This is a genomic window from Serratia sp. PL7 (genome assembly GCF_945957435.1).
In genome coordinates this window covers 20,507-46,261 of the sequence record NZ_CAMFLB010000032.1, presented here as the reverse complement: position 1 = coordinate 46,261, position 25,755 = coordinate 20,507, and the positions used below count along the sequence as shown (strand labels likewise).

At 53.7% G+C, this 25,755-nt stretch carries 24 protein-coding genes; 6 read left to right on the top strand and 18 right to left on the bottom strand.

The genetic code is table 11. The features are described from left to right. Positions 1-47: 47 nt before the first annotated feature. The 15 genes from N6G83_RS48435 to N6G83_RS48365 all read right to left on the bottom strand — a co-directional run bounded on the left by N6G83_RS48435 (position 48) and on the right by N6G83_RS48365 (position 15,582). A complete protein-coding gene (locus tag N6G83_RS48435) occupies positions 48-725 on the bottom strand; it encodes a molecular chaperone (RefSeq protein ID WP_074031854.1) in 678 nt (225 codons plus the stop codon). Positions 726-818: 93 nt separating this feature from the next. Continuing rightward, positions 819-1,352, bottom strand: a complete 534-nt coding sequence (locus tag N6G83_RS48430) for a fimbrial protein (RefSeq protein WP_074031855.1) — start codon at positions 1,350-1,352, stop codon at positions 819-821. A 500-nt stretch (positions 1,353-1,852) separates the two neighbouring features. Further along, on the bottom strand, positions 1,853-2,401 hold the full coding sequence (locus N6G83_RS48425; protein ID WP_071682197.1) for a tyrosine-type DNA invertase: 549 nt from the start codon (positions 2,399-2,401) through the stop codon (positions 1,853-1,855). A gap of 466 nt (positions 2,402-2,867) precedes the next feature. Next, positions 2,868-3,428 carry a tyrosine-type DNA invertase gene (locus tag N6G83_RS48420; RefSeq protein ID WP_074031856.1) on the bottom strand — a complete coding sequence of 187 codons (561 nt, stop codon included), beginning with the start codon at positions 3,426-3,428 and terminating at the stop codon, positions 2,868-2,870. A 353-nt stretch (positions 3,429-3,781) separates the two neighbouring features. Next, a complete protein-coding gene (locus tag N6G83_RS48415) occupies positions 3,782-4,516 on the bottom strand; it encodes an SDR family oxidoreductase (RefSeq protein ID WP_199063498.1) in 735 nt (244 codons plus the stop codon). Between the two features lie 4 nt (positions 4,517-4,520). Beyond that, on the bottom strand, positions 4,521-4,769 hold the full coding sequence (locus tag N6G83_RS48410) for an acyl carrier protein (RefSeq protein ID WP_074028517.1): 249 nt from the start codon (positions 4,767-4,769) through the stop codon (positions 4,521-4,523). A gap of 16 nt (positions 4,770-4,785) precedes the next feature. Continuing rightward, the gene (locus N6G83_RS48405; protein ID WP_312847428.1) at positions 4,786-5,595 is read right to left on the bottom strand and encodes a hypothetical protein; all 810 of its coding nucleotides are present in this window, start codon (positions 5,593-5,595) and stop codon (positions 4,786-4,788) included. Continuing rightward, positions 5,592-6,842 carry a beta-ketoacyl-[acyl-carrier-protein] synthase family protein gene (locus N6G83_RS48400; RefSeq protein ID WP_074028513.1) on the bottom strand — a complete coding sequence of 417 codons (1,251 nt, stop codon included), beginning with the start codon at positions 6,840-6,842 and terminating at the stop codon, positions 5,592-5,594. The genes N6G83_RS48405 and N6G83_RS48400 overlap by 4 nt, the downstream gene beginning before the upstream one ends. A gap of 4 nt (positions 6,843-6,846) precedes the next feature. Beyond that, positions 6,847-8,235 carry an efflux transporter outer membrane subunit gene (locus N6G83_RS48395; protein WP_409529739.1) on the bottom strand — a complete coding sequence of 463 codons (1,389 nt, stop codon included), beginning with the start codon at positions 8,233-8,235 and terminating at the stop codon, positions 6,847-6,849. Between the two features lie 2 nt (positions 8,236-8,237). Beyond that, positions 8,238-10,193, bottom strand: a complete 1,956-nt coding sequence (locus N6G83_RS48390) for an ABC transporter permease (RefSeq protein WP_211136025.1) — start codon at positions 10,191-10,193, stop codon at positions 8,238-8,240. Continuing rightward, complete coding sequence (locus tag N6G83_RS48385) at positions 10,186-11,346, bottom strand: efflux RND transporter periplasmic adaptor subunit (protein WP_211136024.1); 1,161 nt, start codon at positions 11,344-11,346, stop codon at positions 10,186-10,188. Before N6G83_RS48385 ends, N6G83_RS48390 begins: the two co-directional genes overlap by 8 nt. Beyond that, positions 11,346-13,481, bottom strand: coding sequence for a peptidase domain-containing ABC transporter (locus tag N6G83_RS48380; RefSeq protein ID WP_024527153.1), 2,136 nt, complete (start codon positions 13,479-13,481; stop codon positions 11,346-11,348). The genes N6G83_RS48385 and N6G83_RS48380 overlap by 1 nt, the downstream gene beginning before the upstream one ends. A 24-nt stretch (positions 13,482-13,505) precedes the next feature. After that, positions 13,506-14,453: an ABC transporter gene (locus N6G83_RS48375; RefSeq protein WP_199063501.1), complete on the bottom strand. Its 948-nt coding sequence runs from the start codon at positions 14,451-14,453 to the stop codon at positions 13,506-13,508. Then, on the bottom strand, positions 14,453-15,127 hold the full coding sequence (locus N6G83_RS48370; protein WP_211136023.1) for a DsbA family protein: 675 nt from the start codon (positions 15,125-15,127) through the stop codon (positions 14,453-14,455). Before N6G83_RS48370 ends, N6G83_RS48375 begins: the two co-directional genes overlap by 1 nt. Positions 15,128-15,393: 266 nt before the next feature. Further along, positions 15,394-15,582: a DUF4762 family protein gene (locus tag N6G83_RS48365; protein ID WP_071784393.1), complete on the bottom strand. Its 189-nt coding sequence runs from the start codon at positions 15,580-15,582 to the stop codon at positions 15,394-15,396. Positions 15,583-16,192: 610 nt separating this feature from the next. Between N6G83_RS48365 and ppdD the strand changes: the two genes are divergently transcribed. Genes ppdD through hofC form a run of 3 tightly spaced genes read left to right on the top strand, consistent with a single transcriptional unit; the run spans position 16,193 to position 19,275 of the window. Beyond that, positions 16,193-16,630 carry a prepilin peptidase-dependent pilin gene (gene ppdD, locus N6G83_RS48360; RefSeq protein ID WP_024527157.1) on the top strand — a complete coding sequence of 146 codons (438 nt, stop codon included), beginning with the start codon at positions 16,193-16,195 and terminating at the stop codon, positions 16,628-16,630. A gap of 12 nt (positions 16,631-16,642) precedes the next feature. Continuing rightward, a complete protein-coding gene (gspE, locus tag N6G83_RS48355) occupies positions 16,643-18,079 on the top strand; it encodes a type II secretion system protein GspE (RefSeq protein ID WP_211136022.1) in 1,437 nt (478 codons plus the stop codon). Beyond that, positions 18,076-19,275, top strand: coding sequence for a protein transport protein HofC (gene hofC, locus N6G83_RS48350; RefSeq protein WP_199063504.1), 1,200 nt, complete (start codon positions 18,076-18,078; stop codon positions 19,273-19,275). The genes gspE and hofC overlap by 4 nt, the downstream gene beginning before the upstream one ends. A 61-nt stretch (positions 19,276-19,336) precedes the next feature. On the opposite strand, the gene N6G83_RS48345 is transcribed toward hofC, so the two are convergent. Further along, the gene (locus N6G83_RS48345; protein WP_065687081.1) at positions 19,337-20,380 is read right to left on the bottom strand and encodes a GMP reductase; all 1,044 of its coding nucleotides are present in this window, start codon (positions 20,378-20,380) and stop codon (positions 19,337-19,339) included. A 363-nt stretch (positions 20,381-20,743) separates the two neighbouring features. Between N6G83_RS48345 and coaE the strand changes: the two genes are divergently transcribed. The 3 genes from coaE to yacG all read left to right on the top strand — a co-directional run bounded on the left by coaE (position 20,744) and on the right by yacG (position 22,471). After that, on the top strand, positions 20,744-21,367 hold the full coding sequence (gene coaE / locus N6G83_RS48340; RefSeq protein ID WP_024527160.1) for a dephospho-CoA kinase: 624 nt from the start codon (positions 20,744-20,746) through the stop codon (positions 21,365-21,367). Further along, complete coding sequence (gene zapD, locus N6G83_RS48335; RefSeq protein ID WP_024527161.1) at positions 21,364-22,116, top strand: cell division protein ZapD; 753 nt, start codon at positions 21,364-21,366, stop codon at positions 22,114-22,116. The genes coaE and zapD overlap by 4 nt, the downstream gene beginning before the upstream one ends. A gap of 163 nt (positions 22,117-22,279) precedes the next feature. Continuing rightward, positions 22,280-22,471 carry a DNA gyrase inhibitor YacG gene (gene yacG, locus N6G83_RS48330; protein ID WP_024527162.1) on the top strand — a complete coding sequence of 64 codons (192 nt, stop codon included), beginning with the start codon at positions 22,280-22,282 and terminating at the stop codon, positions 22,469-22,471. Between the two features lie 40 nt (positions 22,472-22,511). Here yacG and mutT read toward each other — a convergent pair whose 3' ends face one another. Together mutT and secA are read right to left on the bottom strand one after the other, a co-directional pair. Then, the gene (gene mutT / locus N6G83_RS48325) at positions 22,512-22,913 is read right to left on the bottom strand and encodes an 8-oxo-dGTP diphosphatase MutT (protein ID WP_202728618.1); all 402 of its coding nucleotides are present in this window, start codon (positions 22,911-22,913) and stop codon (positions 22,512-22,514) included. Positions 22,914-22,992: 79 nt separating this feature from the next. After that, the gene (secA, locus tag N6G83_RS48320) at positions 22,993-25,704 is read right to left on the bottom strand and encodes a preprotein translocase subunit SecA (protein WP_211135845.1); all 2,712 of its coding nucleotides are present in this window, start codon (positions 25,702-25,704) and stop codon (positions 22,993-22,995) included. Between the last annotated feature and the right edge of the window lie 51 nt (positions 25,705-25,755).

Below are 25,755 nucleotides of genomic sequence, written 5' to 3'. Positions count from 1 at the left end.
CTGTGTCCTGTGCCCCACAGCCTGTGGGGATCCCTGCTCTCTGAACGCTATAACGACGCGAGTTGCTCTTTGCTTACCGCCCCGTAGTCATTGATAATCTTCCAGCTGAGCGGGCCGCCGCTCACTCCGGTTGGCAGTGCAAAGCTTGCCGTACTCATCGGAGCCACATAGGTCACATCGTTCAATTTCTTGCCTGCAACCTTCACTTCATAGAAATTCATATAAAAAGGCGTCGGGTTGGTCACCTGCAGGTTATTACCACTGCGTTGCCAGGTCAGTTTCTCTGTGACTTGTTCCGGCGTGCCTTTGATGCCCTGCGGACGGTAAATCAGCTTGATGCGCGTCTTCACTGCAATTTGCAGCGTATTGCGGACTTCAGATTTGCTGGCTGCGGGGATGGACTTGATATTCATCCAATACAACGATTCTTTATCGGAGGGCAGATTGCCCCCGGCACGTACCACGCGCAGGACGTTTTTCTGGTCGCCATCCAGGCGGAACAGCGGCGGGGTCACCACAAAGGGGGCTTTCTCAGCGCCACCTGCGGTGGTCTCTACCCAGGTCTGGATGAGGTACGGCCCCTTGTCCGGGTTACTGACGCTCAGTGAAGACTCCTTTTTACCGCCTTCATAAATCAGACGCGTACCGCCCACAATCACACCGGCCTGAGCAGCACAGCTCATCATCAGCAAGCTCGTCAGCACTGTGGCAGGAATAAATTTCATACAAACACCCCGTGAAATGAGACATAAAGGCCAGCTCAACTACCGCTGGCCTGAAATCAGAACAACTAATCTCTACGTCGAATTGGTAAAGTCTTAGTTGTAGTTAAGGGTGAAGCTAGCGGTGGAGTTCGCAACACCAGAAGTGATGGTGGAGGAGGTAGAGATATAACGTGCAACGAAGTTCAGATCGTTATTACCCACAACCAGTGGATATGATTTAGATGCGGTAAACAATGGAACTACAGCGTTAGCGTCATCGCTCAGCTGAATACCAACACCTGTTGCGCCACCAGCAGTCAGTGCCAGAACGGTGTTGTCACCAGATACAGCGATACCGTCAAATTTGACTGAAGCTTGAGTTGCCGCAGCCGGGCAACCTGTCAATTTGATGGTGAAATTGGTTGCAGAAGATTTAACACCCGCAGTCGGAACGCCACCCACGTTGAAAGAAGTGGTCGCGACTTCACCCAGATTCACTTGCAGTGGGCTGGCTGGGTTGTTAGTCACAACACAAGCGTCATCGGTGATTTTACCTACGAAATCCACTTGACCATCAGCAGCGGCAGCAGCGGTAACGGCAAACACAGAGGAGGCCAATACGGCAACAGCAATCAGATTCTTTTTCATACAACACTTTCCTTTAATGTAATGCACCCATGTGCATAGCAAAATTATTTGACATAGCCTTATGTCGTTCCCTGTTTATTTAGCTCCAAGCGAGAACCTCTCCCGTTAAATAACCCATCAAGCCGTTAAGCCTTATCTAACCGACGAGTCATTTTGAACTAAAGTGTACCGTCCAATTATTTATGCTGAAATTTCACAGCCATTAGCATTAAACTTCAAGCAGTGAACAATTAACGAGCAAACATGAAACGTTAAGACTATCTACAGTGCCGAGGGGGATTTTTTAGACCTATCAGTAGTGGGCTTGAACAGCCACTAATGGGGGAGAGCGCAATGATGAATAGTTGTTCAGAAATAAACTTAACCTATTGATATTGAACATTGTTTAAAAATTAGGAATGTTGCCATAACAAATTTGTTGACTCGCAAAAAGATAATCCTTAGAGTGCGTGACAGTTTAGTTCAAAGTGTACCGGGTGAATTAAATTATTACATTTTGTTTACCAGACTTCTTTAAATCTCCGCGCATTGCTGGCCGTATAAAGTACGGTGTGCTGAATATTCTTATGCCCAAGAAAATCCTGAATCAACCGAGTATCTATCCCGCGGTCTGCCAGCGCGAAACCACAACCATGTCGCAGCATGTGAGGATGAGCGTTAACCTCCAGACCAGCCAACTCGCTGTAATTACGCATTAACCAGTAGATACGCTGGCGGGAGAGATGGTTTCCCTTCTCGGAAAGGAATAACCAGTCGCTGTCGGCACCTCGATAAGTGCGTCTGACCTTTAACCAGGCGCGTAACGCTTTATGTTCTTTAGCATATAAAGGATGAATAGTGGAAAAGCCGTTTTTCAAGCGATGAATATAAATGCTTTTGCCCTCCAAATCGATATCGGAAAGGCGCCAGCGGTTGATCTCACTGACGCGACATCCGTGGATAAAACACATCCAAATCAAACAGTAATCGCGTTCAGCGTGTTTACCCTGCTGAGTAGCTCCTAGCAGACGCGCAACTTCGGAAGGAGTCAGATGCTTGCGATTATTCATAGTGCCTCACTGTGACTTTACTAAAAAATGTGCAGGGCTATTCATCCTTTTACATACCTACAAGATTCATAGGATCGCTGATGCAAGGGTTGCTACAGCTTCAACCTATCCCAGATCAGTATAGCGGAGAGGAAAAAAGACAACAGCCATGGAATGGCTAAGGATATCCGACAAAAAAAAAGAAACGCCATAGAAATGCCAATACCCTATAAATTAAAGGATTATCCTTTCTTAAGTGAGAGATAAATCCGAAAAAACAATTCAATCACAATGTAATAAAATACCTTATCAATAATGAGTGCAGTAGCCAATATTGTATTTATATATTATACCTTCATGAAATCCTTATCCATGACCGCATAATAAATTAGGGATAGTTATATATCTAATGTTAAACTCAACCAAGATTGGATGAGTTTAACCATTATAGATGAATTAAATAAACTGTTTTTCAAGCAGATTTTAATTATATTCTAATCGAGCGAAAACGCCCCGCGTTACTGGCCGTATAAATTACCGTATTCTGAATATTTTTATGGCCCAGATAGTCTTGGATTAAACGAGTATCAATGCCGCCATCAGCCAGTGCATAGCCACAGGCGTGGCGTAACATATGTGGATGAACAGGGACATTCAGTCCAGCAAGTTCACCGTACTCGCGGAACAGGCGATGCATCTGCTGGCGAGAAAGTCGCCCCCCCTGGCGTGACAGAAACAGAAAATCACAGTCTGCTTCAAGATATTGCGGGCGCAGGGCCAGCCAACTGACCAGTGCGGAGTGCTCACGCGGCTGGATCGGATGTTGGACAGAAAAGCCATTTTTCAGGCGGTTGACATACAATTTTTTGCTGAGTAAATCCAGATCCTGCAGGCGCAGATTACAGAGTTCGGAGACGCGCAATCCATGAATGAAGCAAACCAGCAGCATACATTTATCACGGACGGTATTCTTATGATCAGGAATTGCATCAAGTAAACGCTGTACTTCATCCATGCTCAAAAACTTACGATTGGTGTTAGCCGACATGCGGTATTTCCCTATACACATTTCTTTAAGACATTTGATTTAACGACATAAGAAAATTCTGGTCAAGCGACAACCTGATGCTCAGCATAACTTTGTGGAATAAATCGAATTTCAGCGGATTTAGTGCCATTTATTCATTTCACCCCGTGGTAATAACGTGTGGAATAGTCTGTTTTTTGAACAGTCAATTTTAACAATGGTGCTTTATTTAACCGCGCAGATCGTAAGCTAGACTCATCATTTGATAGAAAGAGGGGGAGATCGTGGATGCTCTGAGGTGAGGCAATAGGGGGTTATCGAAAGTACTTGGGGTATGCAGAGATACCCCAATAGAAGAGTAAATCAGACTTACCTTAGACGGTCAAACCCCCGTCAAGGATCAGGCTTTGGCCCGTCATATAACGGCTGTCATCACCGATGAGAAACGCGGTGGTACGCGCCACTTCGCTGGCTTTGCCCAGGCGGCGCAGAGGAATTTGCTTGCGCAGCGCCTTCAGCGCCTCCGGCGGAATGGCCTGCGTCATCTCGCTTTCGATAATCCCGGGCAACAGGCAGTTCACACGGATACCAAAACGGGCCACTTCCAGCGCCAGAGATTTCCCCATGCCGATCATCGCCGCCTTACTGGCCCCATAGGCCGTTTGTCCGGTATTGCCCTTGATGCCCGTCACCGAAGACATCAGCACCATCGCCCCCTCCCCCTGCGCCATCATGGCGGGCAGCAGGTGGTGGTTCCAGTAGAAGATGGCGTTCAGGTTGGTGTCGATCACCTGCCGCCAGCGCTCACCGGTTTGCTGGATATGCAAATCATCCAGCGTGATCCCGGCGTTATGGATCACCGCAAAAGGTGCACCGAGGCGTGCCAGCAACGGCGGAGCCACAACGTTCACCGCCTGCTCGTCACTGCCGTCACAGACGCAGCTTTCCACCCAACCCGGCAAACCCGAGCAGGCTTCAATCACCGCCGTGCTGGCCGACTGAGCGTGACGGCAGGTGAACACCACGTTCCATTGCTTGGCCAGTTCTTCCACCAATGCGCGGCCAATCCCCCGGCTACCGCCAGTCACTAATACCCATTGTTTAGTCATAGGGTTATTTTTGCGCGTCGGCCAGGCTTTGACAGAGTTCACCCAGCGTCATAGTCGGCTGATTGATGAACATTTCGGCGTTGAGCGTGACTCCGAACTCGCGTTTGGCCAATACCATCAGCTCCACATAGTCCAGGCTGTCCAGCTTCAACTGCTGCAGGGGCATCTCTGGCGCCAGATCGGCCATCTCGAGATCTTTGGCATCACAAATCATTTCCGTAACGGTGTCGTAAACCTGTTGGTAGTTTTCCATGGTTATATCCCTGTGGTTAATTGTCGGCCAATGGCCATGTTTTTAAGGTCACCGAGGTGACGAGCAGAGGCTGCCGCTGCGTTCTGGCCTCGATCACCGCGCGTAACACAAATCCGCTGCTTCGGTCCCCGATAACCAGCATCGGCTGAATGCGGTAGTAGAGCCGATCTTCGGGTTCAAATAGCGTTTCGGGGTTGAATAATCGGGCGCTGAAGTGGGTCTCATGGTGTGTCTGTACCACCGGGATCTGAGCAAACACCTCAATCAGCGTAGCAACCTGCAGTTCCGGCAGCGCCGTCGTCAGCGCCGCCAAGGTTTCCGGGGATTTCACCAGCAATTGGAACAGCAGGGCGTCAAAGAAACTCCACGCCTGAGTGGCCTCTGATGCCTGCCCCGGGAACCGCTGGCTGAGAGCCATCACCTCGTTAACGGTCAGCGCATGCTCATACTCAGAAGCTACCAGCTCTAACGACTGAGCCGGAGCCAGTTTGCTGTTGAAACAGCTTTCCTGCGTGACACTGTCAAGCATCTTGCCGGTGATCTGCTTGCCATTGCCCACAATCTGCAAGTGATACGGCGTCTGACACAGCACCGGCCGGCGCATGCGGGTGCTGAAAACATAAAAGTCATGCTCCAGCGGAGTCGCAAGCAACACCGCACTCAGATGACGTTTCATATCCAGCATCGCACGCATCCCATGGACGCTTAGCTGGTCGGCCCCCATTTTGCGCACGTGCTGCAGATCAAAGTGGATCGGGTTGTAGTCGCCGGAAAAGGCGGCCCACTCCTCGGCATCGCCCAAGGTGTAGTTGAGGATCATGCTCATGCCCGCCCGATAACCAAGGCCGCGTTAGCACCGCCAAAACCAAAGCTCAGATTCAAGATGTTCTGTAGCCGTGCCGGGCGATGCCCTTCGCTGATGTAGTCCAGATCGCACTCCGGATCGGCATTTTTCAGGTGACAGGTGGCGGGCATCAGTTGGTGCTGCAACGCTTGCAGACAGATGATGGATTCAAAGCTGCCTGCCGCCGCAATCAGATGCCCGGAGTAAGACTTGGTGCTGGAAAGCGGCGTGCTGTAGGCCGCCTCGCCGAAGGCCAGCTTGATCGCCTGGGTTTCATTCAGATCGTTGAGGGGCGTAGAGGTGCCGTGCGCATTGATATAGTCAATCTCCTCCGCCGTCACCCCAGCCTGCCGCAAGGCGTGCTGGATGGTTTTCACCCGGGCAATCTTGTCTTCCGCCGGGGCGGTAAAGTCGAAGGCATCGGAGTAATTGCCGTAGCCCTTGATTTCCCCCAGGATGGTTGCCCCACGCGCCATCGCGGCTTCGCGCTCTTCCAGGCACAACACGGCAGCGCCTTCGGAAAGGACAAAGCCGTTGCGATCGAGGCTGAACGGGCAGCAGGCCTTGCTGGCATCATCCTGCTCACTCGCCAAGGCGCGCAGGATATCGATGTTCCACACGGCAGCATCGGTACACAACGACTCACCTGCCCCGGCCAGCATCATCGAGGCACGGCCACTGCGGATCACCTCAAACGCATCGCCAATGGCGATCGTTCCGGTCGCACAGGCCGCAATCGGGCTATTCTGATAGCCGCGCAGGCCCCAGAACAGGCTACAGGCGGCCGTCGCGGCATTCGGCATGGACAGGAAACAGCCAAAGGGTGAGCCCAACCCCGTGCGCAGATAACCTTCGTAATTAATGTGGGTTTCATCCTGACCCGCCCATCCGCTGCCGATGATGGTGCCGCACTCAAGCAGATCGTAATAGGCCGCCGGGCTCTCCCCATGGAAGGCCATCTCCATTGCTTCGCGGGCCGCCCCCAACGCCAGGCGGGCAAAACGTGGCAGACGGCGACGGATCGCAGCAGGGACGCCCTTCAGGCTGGGTTCATCGTCGATCACCCCGAAGAAACGTGACTGGATCCCCACGGCAGACCGATCGAAATAGCGGTAGCCCAACTGATAATCCATAATCGCCGCCCAGCTCTGCTCGGCATTCATCCCCAATGGCGTGACCGCACCAAAACCTGTAACCACCACGCGACGTGACAAAGCATCTTTATTCATGATCTCATCCTGTTATATCACTGTCTTTTTCCACACCGCCGCCCAATGCCAACCACAGTTTCATAGTGGCATTGAGGTAGTTGTACTGCAGATCTGACAAATTGGTTTCGATGGTCAGCAGATCGTCCTCAGCATCCAGTAGGCTCTGGAAAGAGACGGCCCCCGCCTGGTACTGGCTTCTGGCCAATACCAGGCGCTGCTGGCTGAGCTGCAGATTCTGTTGCTGATTGATTTTTTGCTGCTGATAGCTAAGGCGTTGCGACATGGCGTTATCCACGTCGGCCAACGCGTTGTAGACCTGGCTGCGAAAGACGATCGCCGCCTGTTTGACGTCCAAATCCGACTTCTCAATGGTCAATTGCACCGTCTTCCATTGCACAAACGGCAACGCAGCGTTGGCTCCCAGCGTCCTGACCGGATCGCTGAACCATTGAGAGAAAATGCTGCTGGCAGAACCGAGTGAGGCCGCCAGTGACAGCGATGGGTAGAAGCTCAAACGCTGCACGTCCGACCCTGCCAGAGCTGCGCGCAGGCGCCCTTCCGCCGCCTTCACGTCTGGGCGACGGGCAATGACTTCAACCGGCAGCACTTTGGCAATTGGCACATCCTGATTGATGTCCAGCGAGCTGCGTTCTGCCTGACGATCGGTAGGCGAACGGTTAAACAGGATCGCCAGCGCATTACGGTTCTCTTCCCGCTGCTGTTGCAGCGTGCGATAGGCATTTTCACGATTGAGCAACGACTGTTTCGCCTGTAACAGATCGAGCTGCCCAGCGGCACCGGAAGCATAGCGTGACTGAACCAGAGCCAGCGTCTGCTGACTGATTTCCAGACCCGTTTGCTGCTGTTTTATCTTCTGGTTGAGGTTGGCGATCTGCCAATAATACTGCGCCGTATTACCGATGAGCGTCAGCGCGGTGTTTTGCCGATCCTGCTCCGTGGCTTCAACCTGCCACTGCGACTGCTCCCTGGCTCGGGCCAATTTACCCCACAGATCCAGCTCATAGCTCAGCGACAACGTCGTGCTGTAAGACTCCGTCGGAGTAGTATTATTCCGCAGGTTTTTACTGTTGTTGGCGCTACCCGTAACTGAAACATCAGGCGTTAAATTGGTATCGGTTAACCCGGCCGCCAATCGGGCCTGCTGGAGCTGTATGCCCGCGATAGCCAGATCGTTGTTGCTGGTCAGCGCGCGTCCGATCAGCATCGAGAGCTGTGGATCCTCGAAGTTATCCCACCAGTGGTCAGTGTGTTGCAGATAGCCAGAACCGGTATCCTGCACTCGCCACTCGGCGGGCACCGACAGCATTGGCCGCTGATAATCGCTTTTCGTCAAGGAACCACAACCGCCCAGCAGCAGGGGCAACAAGATGGCTAGAGAGAATTTGTTCATCATCATTCGCGCGCCAGCGCCTCCGTGGGATGAAGACGTGCCGCATTGCGCGCCGGGAAAAAGCCAAAGCCCAGGCCGATCAGTGCAGAGAACCCGCAGGCAAGTACCAACGGTGGCCAGGTAAAGATCATGGTGAACTCTTTGGTTACCCACGAGAAGATCACCCCGGCCAACCCGGAGCCAATAATGCCTATCAGCCCGCCCAGCGAGCAGATCACCATTGCCTCAATCAGAAACTGGCGCATGATGTCCGCAGGCCGCGCGCCGACCGAAAGACGGATACCGATCTCATGGGTACGCTCGGTGACCGACACCAGCATGATGTTCATCACGCCAACCCCCCCCACCAGCAGTGAAATCCCGGCAATGGCGGTGATCAGCAGATTCATGGAGTCCGATGCCTTGCGGATGGCCTGCGTCATCTGATCGTTGGTCTGGGTGTAAAAGTCACGCTGGCCATGAGCCTGTTCTAATAGTTTTTCCACGCGCCCCTGTACTTCATGCGGTGAAAGCCCGTCACGTACACGCAAGGTCATGGACTCGATCGGCATATCGCCGGACATGCGCTCCAGCAGCGCGGTATAGGGCATCCAGGCACCCAGCATCATGCCGCTGAATTTGCCGCCTTTACGCTCGGCAACGCCGATCACCCGGTAAGGCGTACCGCCAAGCTGGATGATTTCCCCTTCTGGTGTTTCATCCGTTTCAAACAGCGTATCGCGTAATTCCGGATCAATAATCACCACCGGTTCCCGCTCGTCCAGATCGCGCTGGGTAAAACCGTTACCAGAGATAAAATGCAGGCCCTGCACGCGGAAATAGGCATTGCTGATGCCGGAAATCGCCACCGTAACCTCTTTGCCACCGCGCACCGCGGTCACCGCAGTGCTGACCACCGGCGATACACTGTCGACATAAGGCTGGCGAGCCAACAGCTCTACATCGGAAACCTTCAATGCGCGCGCAAAGTCAGGCCGCACTTTCCCTCTCCCTTCACCAGGGCGGATTTCCAGCGTACTGTTGCCCAGTTGGCCGATCTCCCTGAGAATATTTTGCCTTGCCCCCTCACCCACCGCCATCGACGACACCACGGAGGAGACGCCGATAATGATGCCCAACATCGACAGGAAGGCTCTGGCACGGTGCCCCATCAGCGCACGCCAGGCCATCTTGATCGCCTCTTGTACGCTCTGCCAAAACGGCATGCGTCCTGTGGCAGCGACCACCGGCAATACGGGCCGGGTTTTCTGTGGCGCGACCGCTTCATTGCGCCTATCGGCAATAATTTCACCGTCGCTGATTTCAATAATACGCTGCGCCTGGTTGGCGACATCCCGATCGTGGGTGACGATAATGATGGTGTGCCCCGAGCGATGCAGGGAGTGCAGGATTTCCATCAACTCCTGGCCACTGGCACGATCGAGCGCACCGGTCGGTTCATCGGCCAGAATAATTTCCGCCCCGTTCATCAACGCGCGGGCAATACTGACGCGCTGCTGTTGCCCGCCGGAGAGCTGCGCGGGTTTGTAGTTCATCCGCTGTTGCAACCCAAGCCGGGTCAGCAGGTATTCGGCCCGCGTCTGGCGTTCCGCCGCAGGCATCGCGGTATACAGGGCAGGAATGGCGACGTTTTCGCTGGCGCTCAGATAAGGCATCAGATGATAACGCTGGAAGATAAACCCAATGTACTGGCTGCGTAACTCGGCCAACTGCTCACTGCTGGCGAGTTGGGTGGAGATACCTTTGATCTGCATCTCACCTTCGGTGGGTTTATCCAGGCAGCCGATGATGTTCATCAACGTGGATTTCCCCGAGCCGGACGCACCAACGATCGCCACCATCTCGCCCGGTTGGATGGAGAGGGAGACATTTTTCAGTACCGCTACGGTCTGCAACCCAGAAACAAAATGCCGGGAGATACCGCTCAGTGAGATCAACGCCGAAGATGGCTTAACCATTGCTAGCGCTCCCCGCCAATACCACGCGGTCGCCCTCTTTCAGCCCTTCTTTTACTTCGGCAAACTGGCGGTCGTTCAGGCCGATGCGCACCCAGCGTGACTCAAGCTGTTTACCGTTCATCACCTGTACCTGATAACGATCTTTACCCTGTTGTTCACCAAAGGCGGCTACCGGGACACGCAGGGCGTTCTTCACCTGCTCGGTAATGATAAAGACCTGGGCGGTCATCGAAGTTCGCAGCAAGCGCTTACTGTTGGCGATAGCAAATACGCCGCTGTAATACACCGCCGAAGCCTGCTGATTGGAGGAACTTGATGCGTTGTCTTCCTGCAAAGCCTCATTGGGGGCTTCCTGGATCGAGCCCATCACGCTTTCGTAGCGCTGTTTTGGATCGGCCACCACGTAAAACCACAGCGGTTGCCCCACGCGCACCTTCAGGATATCGGTCTCCGAAATACGGGTGTGTACCGTCATGGTATCCACATCCGCCAGCACCAGAATGGTCGGGACGGTTTGTGACGACACGATGGTCTGCCCTTCCTTGGTCACAATACCCAGCACTTCACCGTCGATCGGCGCAACAATGCGGGTAAAGCCCAGATTGGCCTTGGCCGTTTCCAGTTCCATCTGCGCCTGGACGATCTGCGCGTCGTTAACCTTCAACTGGGCAAGCTGGGTTTGGAACTGCGCCTGTGCCTTTTCCAATTCGCTTTTCACCCCTGAACCATCACGATCCAGCTTTTGCTGACGCTTCAGCTCCTGTTGATACTGTTTGAGCGTTGCCTGGGTGACTTGCTTTTGCGCTTCGGCGCTTTGCAGGGCCGCTTGCGATTTACGCAGTGCGTTCTGTTGCAAGGTCGGATCGATTTCCGCCAGCAACTGCCCGCGGGTGACACGATCGCCCTGCTTCACATACAGCTTTTGCAATTGCCCGTTAACCTGGGCACCAACGCTAACCTGCAGTGCCGGTTTAAGAATGCCGGTGGCCAGCACGGTTTTTTCGATATCGCCACGGGTGATCTCTTCGGTGTCATAGGCATTTTCCTGTGTGGGTACAGTGACGTACCAGACGATCGCACCCACCGCCACCAAACACAGCAAGGCCATCGGCACCAGCCAGCGTTTGGTTATGCCAAGCCGTTTCAGCTTCATCAGCACACCGCCGTAGTCAGTGTCGGTAGTGTTTCGACGCTGGCCACATGGCCATTGCTCACGCGGAACACCCGATCAAACATCGGTAATACGCTTTCGCTGTGCGTTACGGTGATCAACGTTTTATGCCGCTCGCGACAATGTGCCAGCAAGGTGGTCATCACCTGATGCGCCGTTTCCTCATCCAGGTTGGCCGTGGGTTCATCCAACACCAGTACCGGACGATCGCTGTACATGGCACGTGCCAGCAACAGGCGTTGACGTTGCCCCTGAGACAGCCCTGCATGGCTTTCACGGATCAGGGCATTCAGGCCGCCTGGCAATTTCTCGATCACCGGGGCAAGATTCAGCCCCTCCAGCGAACGCTCAATCTGCCGATGCTTTTGCTCATTAAAGTTCTCATCAAACAGCGTGATGTTTTCCAACACCGTGGCATTGAACAAGATGTCCTCCTGGCTTTGCAGGAAGAACAGCGCGTGCACCTGCTGATAATCGAGCGGCTGACCATCCACCATTACGTCCCCTTGCTGTGGTGGCATCAGGCCGGTCATCACCTTCAGCAAGGTGCTTTTACCCGCGCCAGATTCACCGACAATGGCAATGCTTTGCCCCGGCCTGAGCGACAGCGAAAGATCGTGCAGCACCGGTTGCTGGGCGTCATAGGCAAAGGCGATATGGTTATAACGCAGTTGCGAGGTGAACGACGGGATGGGCGCAGGGACCGCATCATTGCCTAACGCCGGTGCAGAACGTGACGGAAACAGATCCCGGGCGCGGGTATCAATCACATTCAGCTGATTCTTTTGCAGAATGGAATAGAAAATTTTGGTGATGTAAGAGGTGAAGATTTCACGCACAAAGCTATAGGCAAAGAACTCACCCAGCGTGATAGTTTCGTTTTTCAACAACGGCAGCGCCAGGAACATAAACAGCACCATCTCCAGGCTGCCGATCAGCTGATACAGGCTGCTTTTGACCTGCTCGTACATTCTCTGCTGCTGGCGGCAGGTAAACAGCGCCAGGGCATATTTGGCAAACAGGCCCTTGCGCTGGCTATCGAGCCCAGCGGACTTGATGGTGGCGAACCCTTGAATGCTCTCAAGGATAAAGTCGCTCTGATCGGCCGTTTTGACCTGCATTTGCTGGGTAAAATAGCGGTCACGATAGATGGCCCAGACGCTAACCAGCCCCATCAGGGTGACACTGATGCCAGACACCATGGCCAGCAGCGGGCTCATATAGCACATCACCGCTAGCGCGATGGCACCGATGATCCAGTCGGTACGCAGGCCGTTATCCAGCTCGATTTTAATGCCCGAGGCCATCTGCCAACTGGCAAAACGGCTAAAGACGTCACCTGGTGCACGTTTATCAAAGAAATTCAGTGAATTACTGAGCAAGCGCGAGAAACCGGCCACGCTGTTGACCACCACGAAACGTTTAATAAATCGCTCGGTGATCCAGCGCACGCCGAAGGCCAGCGTGGTCGAAACGACAAACGCCAGCAGGAAGTAAAAATAGGGGAAATCTGTTTTTCCCGCAGAAGAAAAGACCTGGTTGATGGCGCTACTGACCATCGTCGGCATGATAAACAGGGTTAACGAGATCAGAAACGCCAGTATCATCAATCGGTAAATGCCGGGGATACGTGCCGTTTCTTTCAGACTCATGGTGTCGAACATGCGAAAGCGTTTACTGCGCTGCACGTTGGCCAGCGCCTGCGGATCGGGCTGGGTTTCATTGTCCAGCACCAGCGCATAGCCGCTGATATCCAGTTTCAGCGCATCAATCGGCAACAGTTGCTGACCAATGCCCGGATTCATCACGCAGACATGGTTGCCTTTACGGTAGGCCAGCACCACGTAATGGCTGGCGCCATAATGCAAAATGGCGGGCAACGGCAGTTCTGCCAGTTCGTCATGCTCAAAAGCCACGGGATAAGCGGGCATCGCCATTTCGCCCATGATATCGCACAGCCTGGCCAGCGAGGTGCCATGCTGCGAGGCCGGATAGCGTTCACGCAGGCTTTCCAGCGAGACATCAATCCCCTGGGTTTCCGCCATCATGGCGATGCAGGCCAGCCCACATTCGTTAGTTTCGCCTTGAAAGACCAGCGTCGGGATTATCTTTTCCATGATCTGACTTCTTCAATTTCCGGTTTATTCATTGATAAAAAATAACGAATGTGCGTGCCATAACAGCCAGTCCTCAGGGTGCCGGACGATCGAACTCTCAACAATTTCCGGTAGCCTGGCTTTCACACTGCGCGCCGGCATCGGCGGTTCAATGTGGATTTTTATCTCTTTGTCGTAATACAGGTAATAAAACACCACCTGCGCCGACAGCGCTCGGGCAATGCGGATCACGCCGCTGTGCAAATTGGCCGGGCGATCAAACAGACGGCAACTGAGCTTTGCCGTTTGCGCCGTATTGGTATTGACGGTGTAATCCGGCGAGATATCCGGGAAAATCATGATATTGCGTTGATGATCGGCCGCTTCCATAATCGCGCCCATCAGATTGCCAGCAATTTCTCGGTTATCATCATGGATCGAGCAATAGGACAGGTTAACGCCCCCTAATTCCCGCGCCTTGGCGTGATACACCTCCACGCTCACGGAGACAATCGCCGTTGCCTGTCCCGGAAATACCCCGGCACCGACCATACCGGCCAGCACGTCAGAGAGCATATGCAGCGGTGCCAGCACCACTGGGTGCCCTGCCTGATGCAAAGGCTCGACGACCGCATTAAGCTCTGCCTGGCAGCGAGCCAGTTGGGCTGCGACCTGAGGGCTCTGACCATAGGTTGCGGCCAGCTCCAGTAAACGGCGGCGCTGACTGGTGCGGGCAAAATTCCCTTGGTAGTCGGCCCCGAGCAGGGATTGCTTATTCGCCTCGGCCACAAAGGCACGCCGACGATCGCCCCGGTCATTTAATCGCAGCCAGCGGCTCAGTGCCGCCAGCCCAAGGAACCAACGGTAGTTGCCGTGGCGCAGCAGCCAACAAACCGTCTTGCCGTATGCTCTGCGCAAGGGCAACGAACCGCGTGCCAGGGTTGTGAGCGCCTCTCTCCACGCCAGATACACCCACACGGCAAATAAACGCATTATTGCTCCAGCGGTTTGTCATGCTGTAACAGTGACAGCAGATGATCGGCAAACTCAGGGAAATCGCGATCCTGCACGGCCATCCACTTTTTGTTGACGATAAACGTTGGGGTCGCCCTGATTTTGTAATGCCCGGATACTTTGGTCATATAGTCCAGTAGCTCTGCCACCTGCGGTGTCTGGCTGGCCTTGTTATAGGCATCAAGATCGATACCGTTTTTCGTTAACCATTTATCGCGATTGACTGGATTACTCAGATCGATTTTGTCTTTGATAATGGCGTTATAAGCGCTCTCACGGTGCTGTGGTTCAATGCCCATCACCGTCAGGGTGGCAAACAACGGGGCAAAGCTCGCCAGGCCATCATTGTTCAGGTTGGCGATATGCACACGGACCAGTTGAGTCCCGGCTGGCATCCGCGCTTCCATCTTGGTAACATTCTCTTCGTTCAAGGCGCAATAGTGGCAACCGTAAGAGAAGATCTCGACAATCGTATTATCCGTGTTTATCGGGCTGGTTTTAACGTCGCTCTCGCTGACCATAGTCAGAGTCTGTTGTTCAGGACCGGCATTCTGATTCAGCACAAAATAGTGGAAATAAGCCGTAGTGATCAGCGAAGATATAATAATAACCAAAAGGGTATAGGCGAAAAGATAAAAGGGCTTCTTGAACATGAGCGCTACGTCCTAAATTACATATACCCAAAATCTTTCAAGGTTGCGTGTGAATAATCACAAACCTTAATGTATAAGGGTAAATCGATTAGCACTTAATAACGGAGGGATATTGATCGTTTTAGTCAGGTAGGCTGGCAATAATCCTTGCAGCAGTCACATCCCAGTCCATTAAAAATGCACGAGAATCAAACAGGCTGATGCGATAAACCCTACCGCACCAGCACTGGCATCAGTTCCTGTCAGACAGGAAACCAATGTTTACATTATGGCTGCGCAGGGCAGCTGCTCAGCGCAACTGGCTTGCTGTCAACGCTAACAACCTTGCCATCTTTGTCTACACAAGTGGTAACAGCATTACAAGTGGTTGGAGTCAGGTTTACATACTCAACGCTACAGGTTTTGCAAGTGCCGCCAACGATTGTGCTAGCTTCAGAAACGTTTAATTTTTTCACAACATCATCCTTATATAAAAGTGAAATAAAGCAGCCCTAGTTATGTCTATCATCAATGATAGAACAAATCTACGCTCAATATAAAGGCACGATAGCTCATGCCTTTATTAAAGCGCAGAATATATGATATTTATTAACTTCTCTGTTACGGCGAGGGCAAAGATACCGTGATCTCTAAAACAGATCAATGGTATTTTTATTGATAAATATTATATAAGAATTATATTACGGAATTATTGATGAAGGATTATTCTTATAAAAACAAGGGTACTTACCCATAAAATCAGAGCCAACCCCAGGAGTTATCGTATTGGTTAAAAAAAGCCAAATACAGGATTATTCTTATTCGATAAGAATAATCACACCCCATGAGTGTGAAATTTTAGAGAAAAAATGGACGTCCCCCAACTCAGTCAACGGCCCTAGCCGATGGGGTATAATCAAAAAGGCATCATCTCCTCCCGGTTGTGAAGCACTACGCATTGTTTTTCAACGCCGCGTAACACCGACATATTGCGGTGGAACAGCCACGCATAATCCACATTCCGCCCTCGCCACCCGCTGTTGGTCATTTTAACGTTGCCTCCTGATGACACGGAGGAAACAACAGATGGAAACACAACGCGGTTTTACCCTGATCGAATTAATGGTGGTGATTGCCATCGTCGCCATCCTCAGCGCCATTGGCATTCCTGCCTATCAGCGCTATATCCAGAAGGCCGCCATGACCGATATGTTGCAGGCCATGGTGCCGTACAAAATGGCGGTTGAATTGTGCGCATTGGAAGGCGGTGGCCCGTCAGGCTGCGATGCGGGCAGCAAAGGGATCCCTGCTGGGGCGACAACACGTTACGTCAGCAGTATCAAGGTCACCGGGGGAACCATCAACCTGATCGGCACACAGAGCCTGCAAGGCCTGACGGTGACGCTGGCTCCCACAATGGACTCCACCGGCCCCATGCGCTGGACACGCCAATGCAGCAGTAGTAACACCAGCTTGCAGGAAACCTGCCAGGAAGTTTTCCGTTTTGATGATGCAGCGCAGTAAAGGAGGGGCGGCATGGCAATCAGTGATGAAATCCACGCGCTGTGCCAGCGCTATCAGGCACTGGCACTCAGCGAAGACGAGCAGAGGCTGACTATCGCCCTGCATGGTGAAATCCCTGCGGCACTGGTGAGCGCTCTGCGTTTCGCCACCGGCAAAAGCGTGGGGATTGAGCAATGGCCCGTTGCCCGGTTGGAACAGGCACAGAACCAGCGGCAATCCCTCGTCCTGGTTCCATCACCGGAAAATACCGAGGAACGGCCCCCTTCGCTTAACGACGACAGCGACACGCCGGTGGTGCAATTTATTAACCAAACGCTGCGTAGCGCCATTCAACGGCGTGCCTCTGACGTGCATTTTGAACCTTATCAGCAACGATTCCGCGTCAGACTCAGGATTGACGGAGTGCTGCAGGCAATTGCCTCTCCCCCCTTTTCGCTGGCGGCCAGGATCACTGCCAGGTTGAAGATCATGGGGCAACTGGATATCGCCGAGCGCCGCCTGCCACAGGACGGCCAACTCAGCGTGCAGCTGGATAATGCCAGTTTCTCAATGCGGATATCCACCTTACCCACGCTGCATGGGGAAAAGGTGGTACTGAGGATCCTGCAAACCGATCGCCAGGAATTGCCGCTCGAGCAGCTTGGTATGAGCCTGGAAGCACTTGGGTGGTATGCCAATGCCCTCTGCAATCCGCAAGGCATGATCCTGGTGACCGGCCCGACCGGCAGCGGTAAAACCGTGACGCTGTACAGCGGGTTACGTCAGTTGAACGATGCACAGAGCAACCTGTGCAGCGTTGAAGATCCTATCGAGATCCCGGTGTTCGGTATTAACCAGACGCAGATCAACAGCAAAACCGATCTGGACTTCGCTCGCGTGTTACGGGCTCTGCTGCGCCAGGATCCAGATGTCATCATGATCGGCGAGATCCGCGATAAAGAAACGGCAGAAATTGCCGTCAAGGCGGCACAAACCGGGCATTTGGTGCTATCGACCCTGCATACCAATTCCACCTGCGAAACGCTGACCCGCCTGACCCAAATGGGCATTCCCGGTTACCTGCTGGCGGCCTGCCTGAAACTGGTGATCGCCCAACGCCTGGTGCGGCGTTTGTGCCCTCATTGCCGCTATCCACAAGTTGAGATCCTGCACTTCCCGACCACCATTTGGCCGGAACCCCTGATCCCGTGGCGTGCGGCCGGCTGTGAGCACTGCTTTGGCGGTTATTACGGCCGGATCGGCGTTTACGAACTGCTGAAGATCACGCCCGAAATCCAACATGCCCTAATGCAAAATGCCTCGGTGATCAAGTTGGCCGATATCGCACAGCAGCAGGGTCAAACAACACTGCTGCAAGCGGGCCTGGAGTTGGTCGCCCAGGGGATAACCTCGCTGGAGGAACTGTACCGCGTGGTCGGGGTGACAGCACAGGGTGAGAGCACGCCATGAAAACTCGCCGTCTGTTTGCTTGGCAAGCCATCGACAGCCAAGGTGGAATTCGCCATGGCGAGATGCTGGCAGAGGGGAAAAATCAGGTCTATCAGCATTTGCTGGAGCAAGGATTGCAGCCTTACCAACTGGGGGCGGGGAAACGGGTCTCTACACGTCAATGGCGTGGCGAGCCGATGATCCAATTCACCCGCCAGTTGGCTACCTTGTTGCAAGCCGGGTTACCGCTGGTCAATAGCCTACAGTTGCTGGCTCAGGAACATCAGTCGGCAGCCTGGCGCTGTCTGTTGTTAGAAATCAGCAACAGCGTGGCGATGGGGCAGCCCTTTTCCGAAGTGATTGCAGAACAACATCGCGTATTCCCCCTAATCTACCGCCAACTGATCGCCATCGGCGAATTGACGGGTAATCTGGATCGGTGTTGCCTACAGTTGGCACAGCAACAAGAAGCCCAGCAAAGGCTACAGAAAAAAGTGCTGAAGGCGCTGCGCTACCCGCTGTTTATCTGCCTGGTGGCCATTTCAGTCACCATTCTGATGTTAGTGATGGTGCTGCCAGAGTTTGCCAAGATTTATCAATCATTCGATGCCCCGTTGCCCTGGTTTACCCAAGGGCTGCTGACACTGTCCGGCGCATTGATCGCTACCGGGCCTTATCTGTTGCTCGCGGTGGCTGGGCTGGCAGGATTTTATTGGCGCAGGTTGCATCCGTTAGCAGATTGGCAACAACGTGAGCAAGCGATGCTGCTACGTATCCCGTTGATTGCCTCATTGGTCAAGGGCAATTGCCTGAGCCAGGTGTTCCGTATTCTGGCCATGACACAGCAGGCCGGATTGACGCTGGTGGCAGGGCTAAGCGCCGCGAAGCTATCGGTGAATATTGTGTTTTATTGCCAGGCGCTGACGGCGATCGAACAGCAGCTCTCTCAAGGGTATCCCTTCCACAGCGCACTAGCTCAACAGCCGCTGTTTCCTTCTTTGTGCCAGCAATTAGTGCGGGTGGGGGAAGAGTCCGGCACGTTGGATATTCTGTTGGACAAGCTGGCAGTCTGGCACGAACAACAAACCTATGAACTCGCCGATACGCTGGCGCAAACGCTGGAGCCGTTGCTGATGATAGTGGTTGGCGGGATTGTGGGGACGTTGGTGATCGCGATGTATTTGCCGATATTCCAATTGGGGAATGTATTGGGGTAATGCTCTCTATTTTCGCGCTGTGTGATACGGGCACATGTTGTGCCCGTACAAGGTCAGGCAATTACTTGCTGCCGAAAACGCGGTTTTCCTGCTCCGCCACGCGGATAAAGGTGGTGCGTTTGGTCAGCTCTTTCAGACGTTCTGCGCCCACATAAGTACAGGCAGAACGCAGACCACCGAGGATATCGCGCACGGTAAACTCGACTTCACCACGCAGCGGCAGCTTGACGGTTTTACCTTCCGCAGCACGGTAGCCGGCTACACCGCCCACATGGCGTTTCATGGCAGACTCTGAGCTCATACCGTAGAACAGCATGAACTTCTCACCGTTCTCTTCCACCACGGTGCCTTCACATTCGTCGTGCCCGGCCAACATCCCGCCCAGCATGACAAAGTCTGCGCCGCCGCCGAAGGCTTTCGCCACATCACCCGGAACAGAACAACCGCCATCGCTGACAATCTGCCCACCCAGGCCGTGTGCGGCATCGGCACATTCGATCACCGCAGAAAGCTGCGGATAGCCCACGCCGGTTTTCACACGGGTGGTACAGACCGAACCAGGACCAATCCCGACCTTGACGATGTCGGCACCGGACAGCACCAGCTCTTCCACCATTTCACCGGTAACCACGTTCCCCGCGCAGATCACATGGCTAGGACAAGCTTCACGGGCTTTTTTCAGGAAGGCAACAAAGTGTTCGGAGTAGCCGTTGGCCACGTCGATGCAGATAAATTTCAGCGCCGGGGAAAGTGCCAGGATCTGCTTCATCTTGACGAAGTCGGCTTCAGAAGTGCCGGTAGACACCATCACATGACGCAATACAGATTCGGACGAGCGCTGAACAAACTCGGCCCATTGCTCAACGGTGTAGTGTTTATGAACGGCGGTAAGAACGTCGAAGGTTGCCAGGGCCTCGGCCATGCGGAAGGTGCCAACCGTATCCATATTGGCGGCAATAATCGGCACACCGGACCAGTTGTAACCTGAATGTTTGAAGGTAAACTGGCGCTCCAGTTCAACTTCCGAGCGGCTTTTCAGCGTGGAACGCTTTGGGCGGATCAACACATCTTTAAAGCCTAACTTCAAATCTTCTTCAATACGCATGACTTATGATTTCCTGGTTTTTGGCGACGGATCGCAAGGGGATTTCGAACCACTACCCTATGAATTTCAAGTTTTACCTTGAAAGGCGGCGGGTATTGTTATTGCCAGTTCCAGTGGTGTTATCATACGCACTAATAATCGCTCGGCAAGACTGCGATTTCGCCTTTATTTACGGTACAATCCCACAAATTTACCTGTGATATCCCAATGTGATTGCCGCCTCATTTTCTCGATGCTGCCGTTCAAATTATCCCTCTCAAAACGCCAACCGCAGGGCAAGTCAAACGCACCCGCTTGCACTTCTGCGCGATCGCTTTATGATTCGTTTATAATTTTTAGAGAATATCAGGATCCCCTTTGACCATGGCCTACCTAGTGGCATTAACCGGCGGTATCGGCAGCGGCAAGTCCACCGTTGCCAACGCCTTTGCACGTTTTGGCGTGGCCATTGTGGATGCGGATATCATTGCTCGCCAGGTTGTTGAGCCTGGAACCCCGGCATTGGATGCCATTGCGGCACATTTTGGTAATGAAATGTTGCTGGCGGACGGATCCCTCAACCGTGCGGCTTTGCGTCAGAGGATCTTCAGCGATCCCGACGAAAAACGCTGGCTAAACCAGTTGCTGCACCCGCAGATCCAGCGGGAAACGCAGCGCCAACTAGCCAACGCCCAGAGTTGTTACGTACTATGGGTAGTCCCCTTGCTGGTAGAAAACGGCCTGCAGGATCGTGCCGACCGCGTTTTAGTGGTGGATGTCGACAGCGAAACACAATTAGCCAGAACCATGGCCCGCGATGGCATCAGCCGTCAGCAGGCGCTGAATATTCTGTCTGCACAGGCCACGCGCGAACAACGTCTGGCCGTGGCGGATGACGTAATTGACAATAGCGGTAGCGCACAAGGAATTGAATCCCATGTCGCCGCATTGCATCAACACTATCTTGAGCTGGCAACCTCAGCGACCCGACAGGATCACACCGAATGAGTGACGCTTCCCCGACCGTTCTCTTTGAACACCCGTTAAATGAAAAAATGCGCACCTGGCTGCGGATCGAGTTTTTATTACAGCAACTGCATGGCCAAAGAGCGCTGAGCGAAACCGCTATCGCCCTGACCTTTTTCCGTACCGTTGCGGACCTGCTAGACGTATTGGAACGTGGCGAAGTACGTACCGAACTGCTCAAAGAGCTGGAACGCCAGCAGCAGAAACTAATGCAGTGGGCAGAATTGCCCGGTGTCGATATCTCGGTGGTCAATCAGCTACGCAGCCAGTTGAAAGGCTGTGCCTCTGCGCTGATGTCTGCCCCGCGTATGGGCCAGGCGCTGCGTGAAGACCGGCTGATTAGCCTGGTTCGCCAACGTCTGAGCATCCCTGGCGGTTGTTGCAGCTTTGATTTACCTACGCTGCATATGTGGATGCACGTAGCGCAGCATGAACGTGATGCCGACGTGGCAGACTGGTTGCAAACCCTCGAACCCTTGAATCAGGCGCTGACCATCGTGTTGGATCTGGTGCGCCAGGCCGGGCCGTTTCGCAATCAGATCAGCCTCAACGGCTTCTTCCAGGATAACGCCGAAGGGGCAGATCTGTTACGCTTGCGTATTAACCTGGCTTACCAGCTTTACCCGCAGATTTCCGGCCACAAGACGCGCTATGCCATCCGTTTCCTGCCGTTAGACAGCGAAAACGGCCTGGTGCCGGAGCGTCTTACCTTTGAGCTGGCCTGTTGCTAGCATATGAAATTAACCTTTTATACCCTAAGAATTTCAAGTTGCAGCTAGGCACCAAGCTCACTCATCCCCAGGAGCTTACTTTTGTAAGTGACTGGGGTGAGTGAGTGCAGGTAACAACGCTGCAGCTTGAAAGGCGACGGGTATGAGGGAGAAAGGAATGAATATGACCGTAGTAAAATGCCCAACCTGTGGCAAAGGCGTGGTTTGGGGTGAAGTCAGCCCGTATCGCCCGTTCTGCTGCAAACGCTGCCAGTTGATCGATCTCGGTGAATGGGCCGATGAAGAGAAACGCATTCCCAGCAATAATGAGCTGAATGAAAGCGAAGAGTGGAGTGAAGAGGATAAGGATCTTTAAAGTGGTGTTATTAGGCCTGGTAGCCCAGGCCTAAAATGCACTACGCGGCACTGGCCTGCGCCACCAACAGTTTAATGATACTGACGTTGGCCTCGGGGAATTCTTCCTCACGCAGGTCGGCCTGTTTCACCCAGCGCATCGGCTGGCCTTCACGACCATAGGGCTCGCCCTTCCAATCCTCTACCAGATAGAAATTCAGCGTCACGATCCGATCGGTGAAGCGGTGCTCCAGCACCTCCAGTAGCCGAGCCTGATTGGCGTGGATCCCGGTTTCTTCCAGCAATTCGCGGCCCAATGCCTGCTCTGGCGTTTCGCCCTGCTCAATCTTGCCGCCAGGGAATTCCCAAAATCCGGCCATGTGCGAATCCGCAGCTCGGCGTGTGATGAAGATTTCCTGCTGCGGGTTACGGATGATCCCTACGGCGATGTTCAGGTGCTTCATCGCATCCTCCAGATGTTACCACTTAAAAAAAGGGCTCAGCATGCTGAGCCCTTACCATTAGCCGTTCACTGCACTCGGCTTATTTTTGCAGGCGGCCGTGGCACTGCTTGTATTTCTTACCGGAACCGCATGGGCAAGGATCGTTACGCCCTACTTTGCGTTCGGCGACTGCCGGAGCGTTCGGATCGCTGACCGCCAGGGCATTTTCTTCCTGGTGGCTCAGCTGTTGCTGGCGTGCCAGACGCTCGGCTTCTTCACGACGCTGCAGCTCCAGGGCTTCAACCTCTTCCGGCATGCGTACCTGAACCTTGCTCAACACGCTGATCACTTCATATTTCAGCGATTCCAGCATGGTAGCAAACATGTTGAAGGACTCACGCTTGTATTCCTGCTTCGGATCTTTTTGCGCATAGCCACGCAGGTGGATACCCTGACGCAGGTAATCCATCGCCGCCAGGTGCTCTTTCCACAGGGAATCCAGCGTCTGCAGCATCACGCCTTTCTCGAAGTTGCGCATCATTTCGGCGCCAACAACCTCTTCTTTGCGCAGGTAATCTTCCTTCGCCTTCGCCATGATACGTTCACGCAGCGTTTCTTCGTGCAGCTCAGGTTCTTTATCCAGCCACTCGGCGATTGGCATATCCAGATCGAAGTCGTTTTTCAGGCGTTCTTCCAGCCCTTGAACGTCCCACATCTCTTCCAGCGACTGCGGCGGAATGTAGCTGTCGATGGTGGTTTTGAACACGTCTTCACGGATGCTGTTGATGGTTTCGCTCACGTCGGACACGTCGAGCAATTCGTTACGCTGGCTATAGATCGCACGACGCTGGTCGTTGGCCACGTCATCATATTCCAGCAGTTGCTTACGAATATCGAAGTTACGGCTTTCAACCTTGCGTTGCGCATTGGCAATGGCTTTGGTGACCCACGGGTGCTCGATGGCTTCGCCATCCTTCATACCCAGTTTACGCATCATGCCAGAAACACGATCAGAGGCGAAAATACGCATCAGCGCATCTTCCATTGACAGGTAGAAGCGGGAAGAACCGGCATCACCCTGACGGCCTGAACGGCCACGCAGCTGGTTGTCGATACGGCGTGATTCGTGACGTTCGGTACCGATAATGTGCAAGCCACCGGCGGCCAGAACGGCGTCGTGACGAATTTTCCAGGCTGCTTTGATTTCGGCAATCTGCTCTTCAGTCGGTTCTTCCAGATGGGAGATTTCACTCTGCCAACTGCCGCCCAATACGATATCGGTACCACGACCGGCCATGTTGGTGGCGATGGTTACTGCGGCAGTCTGACCCGCATTGGCCACAATATCCGCTTCCATGGCGTGGAATTTGGCGTTCAGAACCTTGTGTTCGATCCCTGCCTTGGTCAGCTCACGGGAAACCACTTCCGATTTCTCGATCGAGATGGTCCCCACCAGCACCGGCTGGCCGTTGGCGGTACGCTCACGGATATCTTCGATGATCGCCGCGATCTTCTCTTTCTCGGTCATGTAGACCAGATCCGGCATATCTTTACGGATCATTGGGCGGTTGGTCGGCACCACGATGGTATCGAGCTTGTAGATGGAACTGAACTCGAAGGCTTCGGTGTCCGCCGTACCGGTCATACCGGCCAGTTTCTCGTAGAGACGGAAGTAGTTCTGGAAAGTGATCGAAGCCAGCGTCTGGTTCTCGTTCTGGATCTCTACGCCTTCTTTGGCTTCTACCGCCTGGTGCAGACCATCGGACCAGCGACGGCCCTGCATGGTACGGCCGGTGTGTTCGTCAACGATAATGACTTCACCGTCTTTAACGATATAGTCAACGTCGCGGGTGAACAGCACGTGGGCACGCAGCGCAGCGGTGACGTGGTGCATCAGCATGATGTTGGTTGGTGAATACAGCGATTCGCCTTCATCCATGATGCCCGCTTCCATCAGCATCTCTTCGATCATGATCAGGCCGCGTTCGGTCAGGTGAACCTGGCGCGCTTTTTCATCGACCGAGAAGTGTCCTTCCCCCTGGAAGGTGTCGGAGTCTTCTTTTTCCTGGCGGATCAGCTGCGGGATCAGCTTGTTAACGCGCTTGTACATTTCTGAGCTGTCTTCGGCCGGGCCGGAGATGATCAGCGGCGTACGCGCTTCGTCGATCAGGATGGAGTCAACCTCATCCACCAGCGCATAGTGCAGCTTACGCTGTACGCGCTCTTCCGGGCTGAACGCCATGTTGTCACGCAGGTAGTCAAAGCCGTATTCGTTGTTGGTCCCGTAAGTAATATCTGCGGCATAGGCTTCACGCTTGGCCGGAGCAGGCATGCCAGGCAGGTTGATACCCACGCTCAACCCCAGGAACTCGAACAGCGGACGGTTGTTTTCGGCGTCACGCTGTGCCAGGTAGTCGTTGACGGTAACCACGTGCACGCCACGGCCGCTCAGGGCGTTCAGATAGGCAGGCAGGGTTGCAGTCAGGGTTTTACCTTCACCGGTACGCATCTCGGCGATACAGCGGTCGTTGAGCACCATCCCGCCCAGCAGCTGCACGTCGAAGTGACGCATGCCGAAGACTCGCTTACTGGCCTCACGCACTACGGCGAAGGCTTCCGGGATCAGGCTTTCCAGCACTTCGCCCTTTTTCAGACGCGCGCGGAACTCATCGGTCTTGGCCTGCAGTTCGCTATCAGACAGTTTTTCCATGTCTGGTTCCATACGGTTGATCATCTCAACCGCTTTGCGCATGCGGCGCAGGGTACGATCGTTGCTGCTACCAAAAACTTTGGTCAATAGTTTGATTAACATGATTCTTTATATCTCTTACGCGACGACACCATAATGGCCGTCAACAAGCTG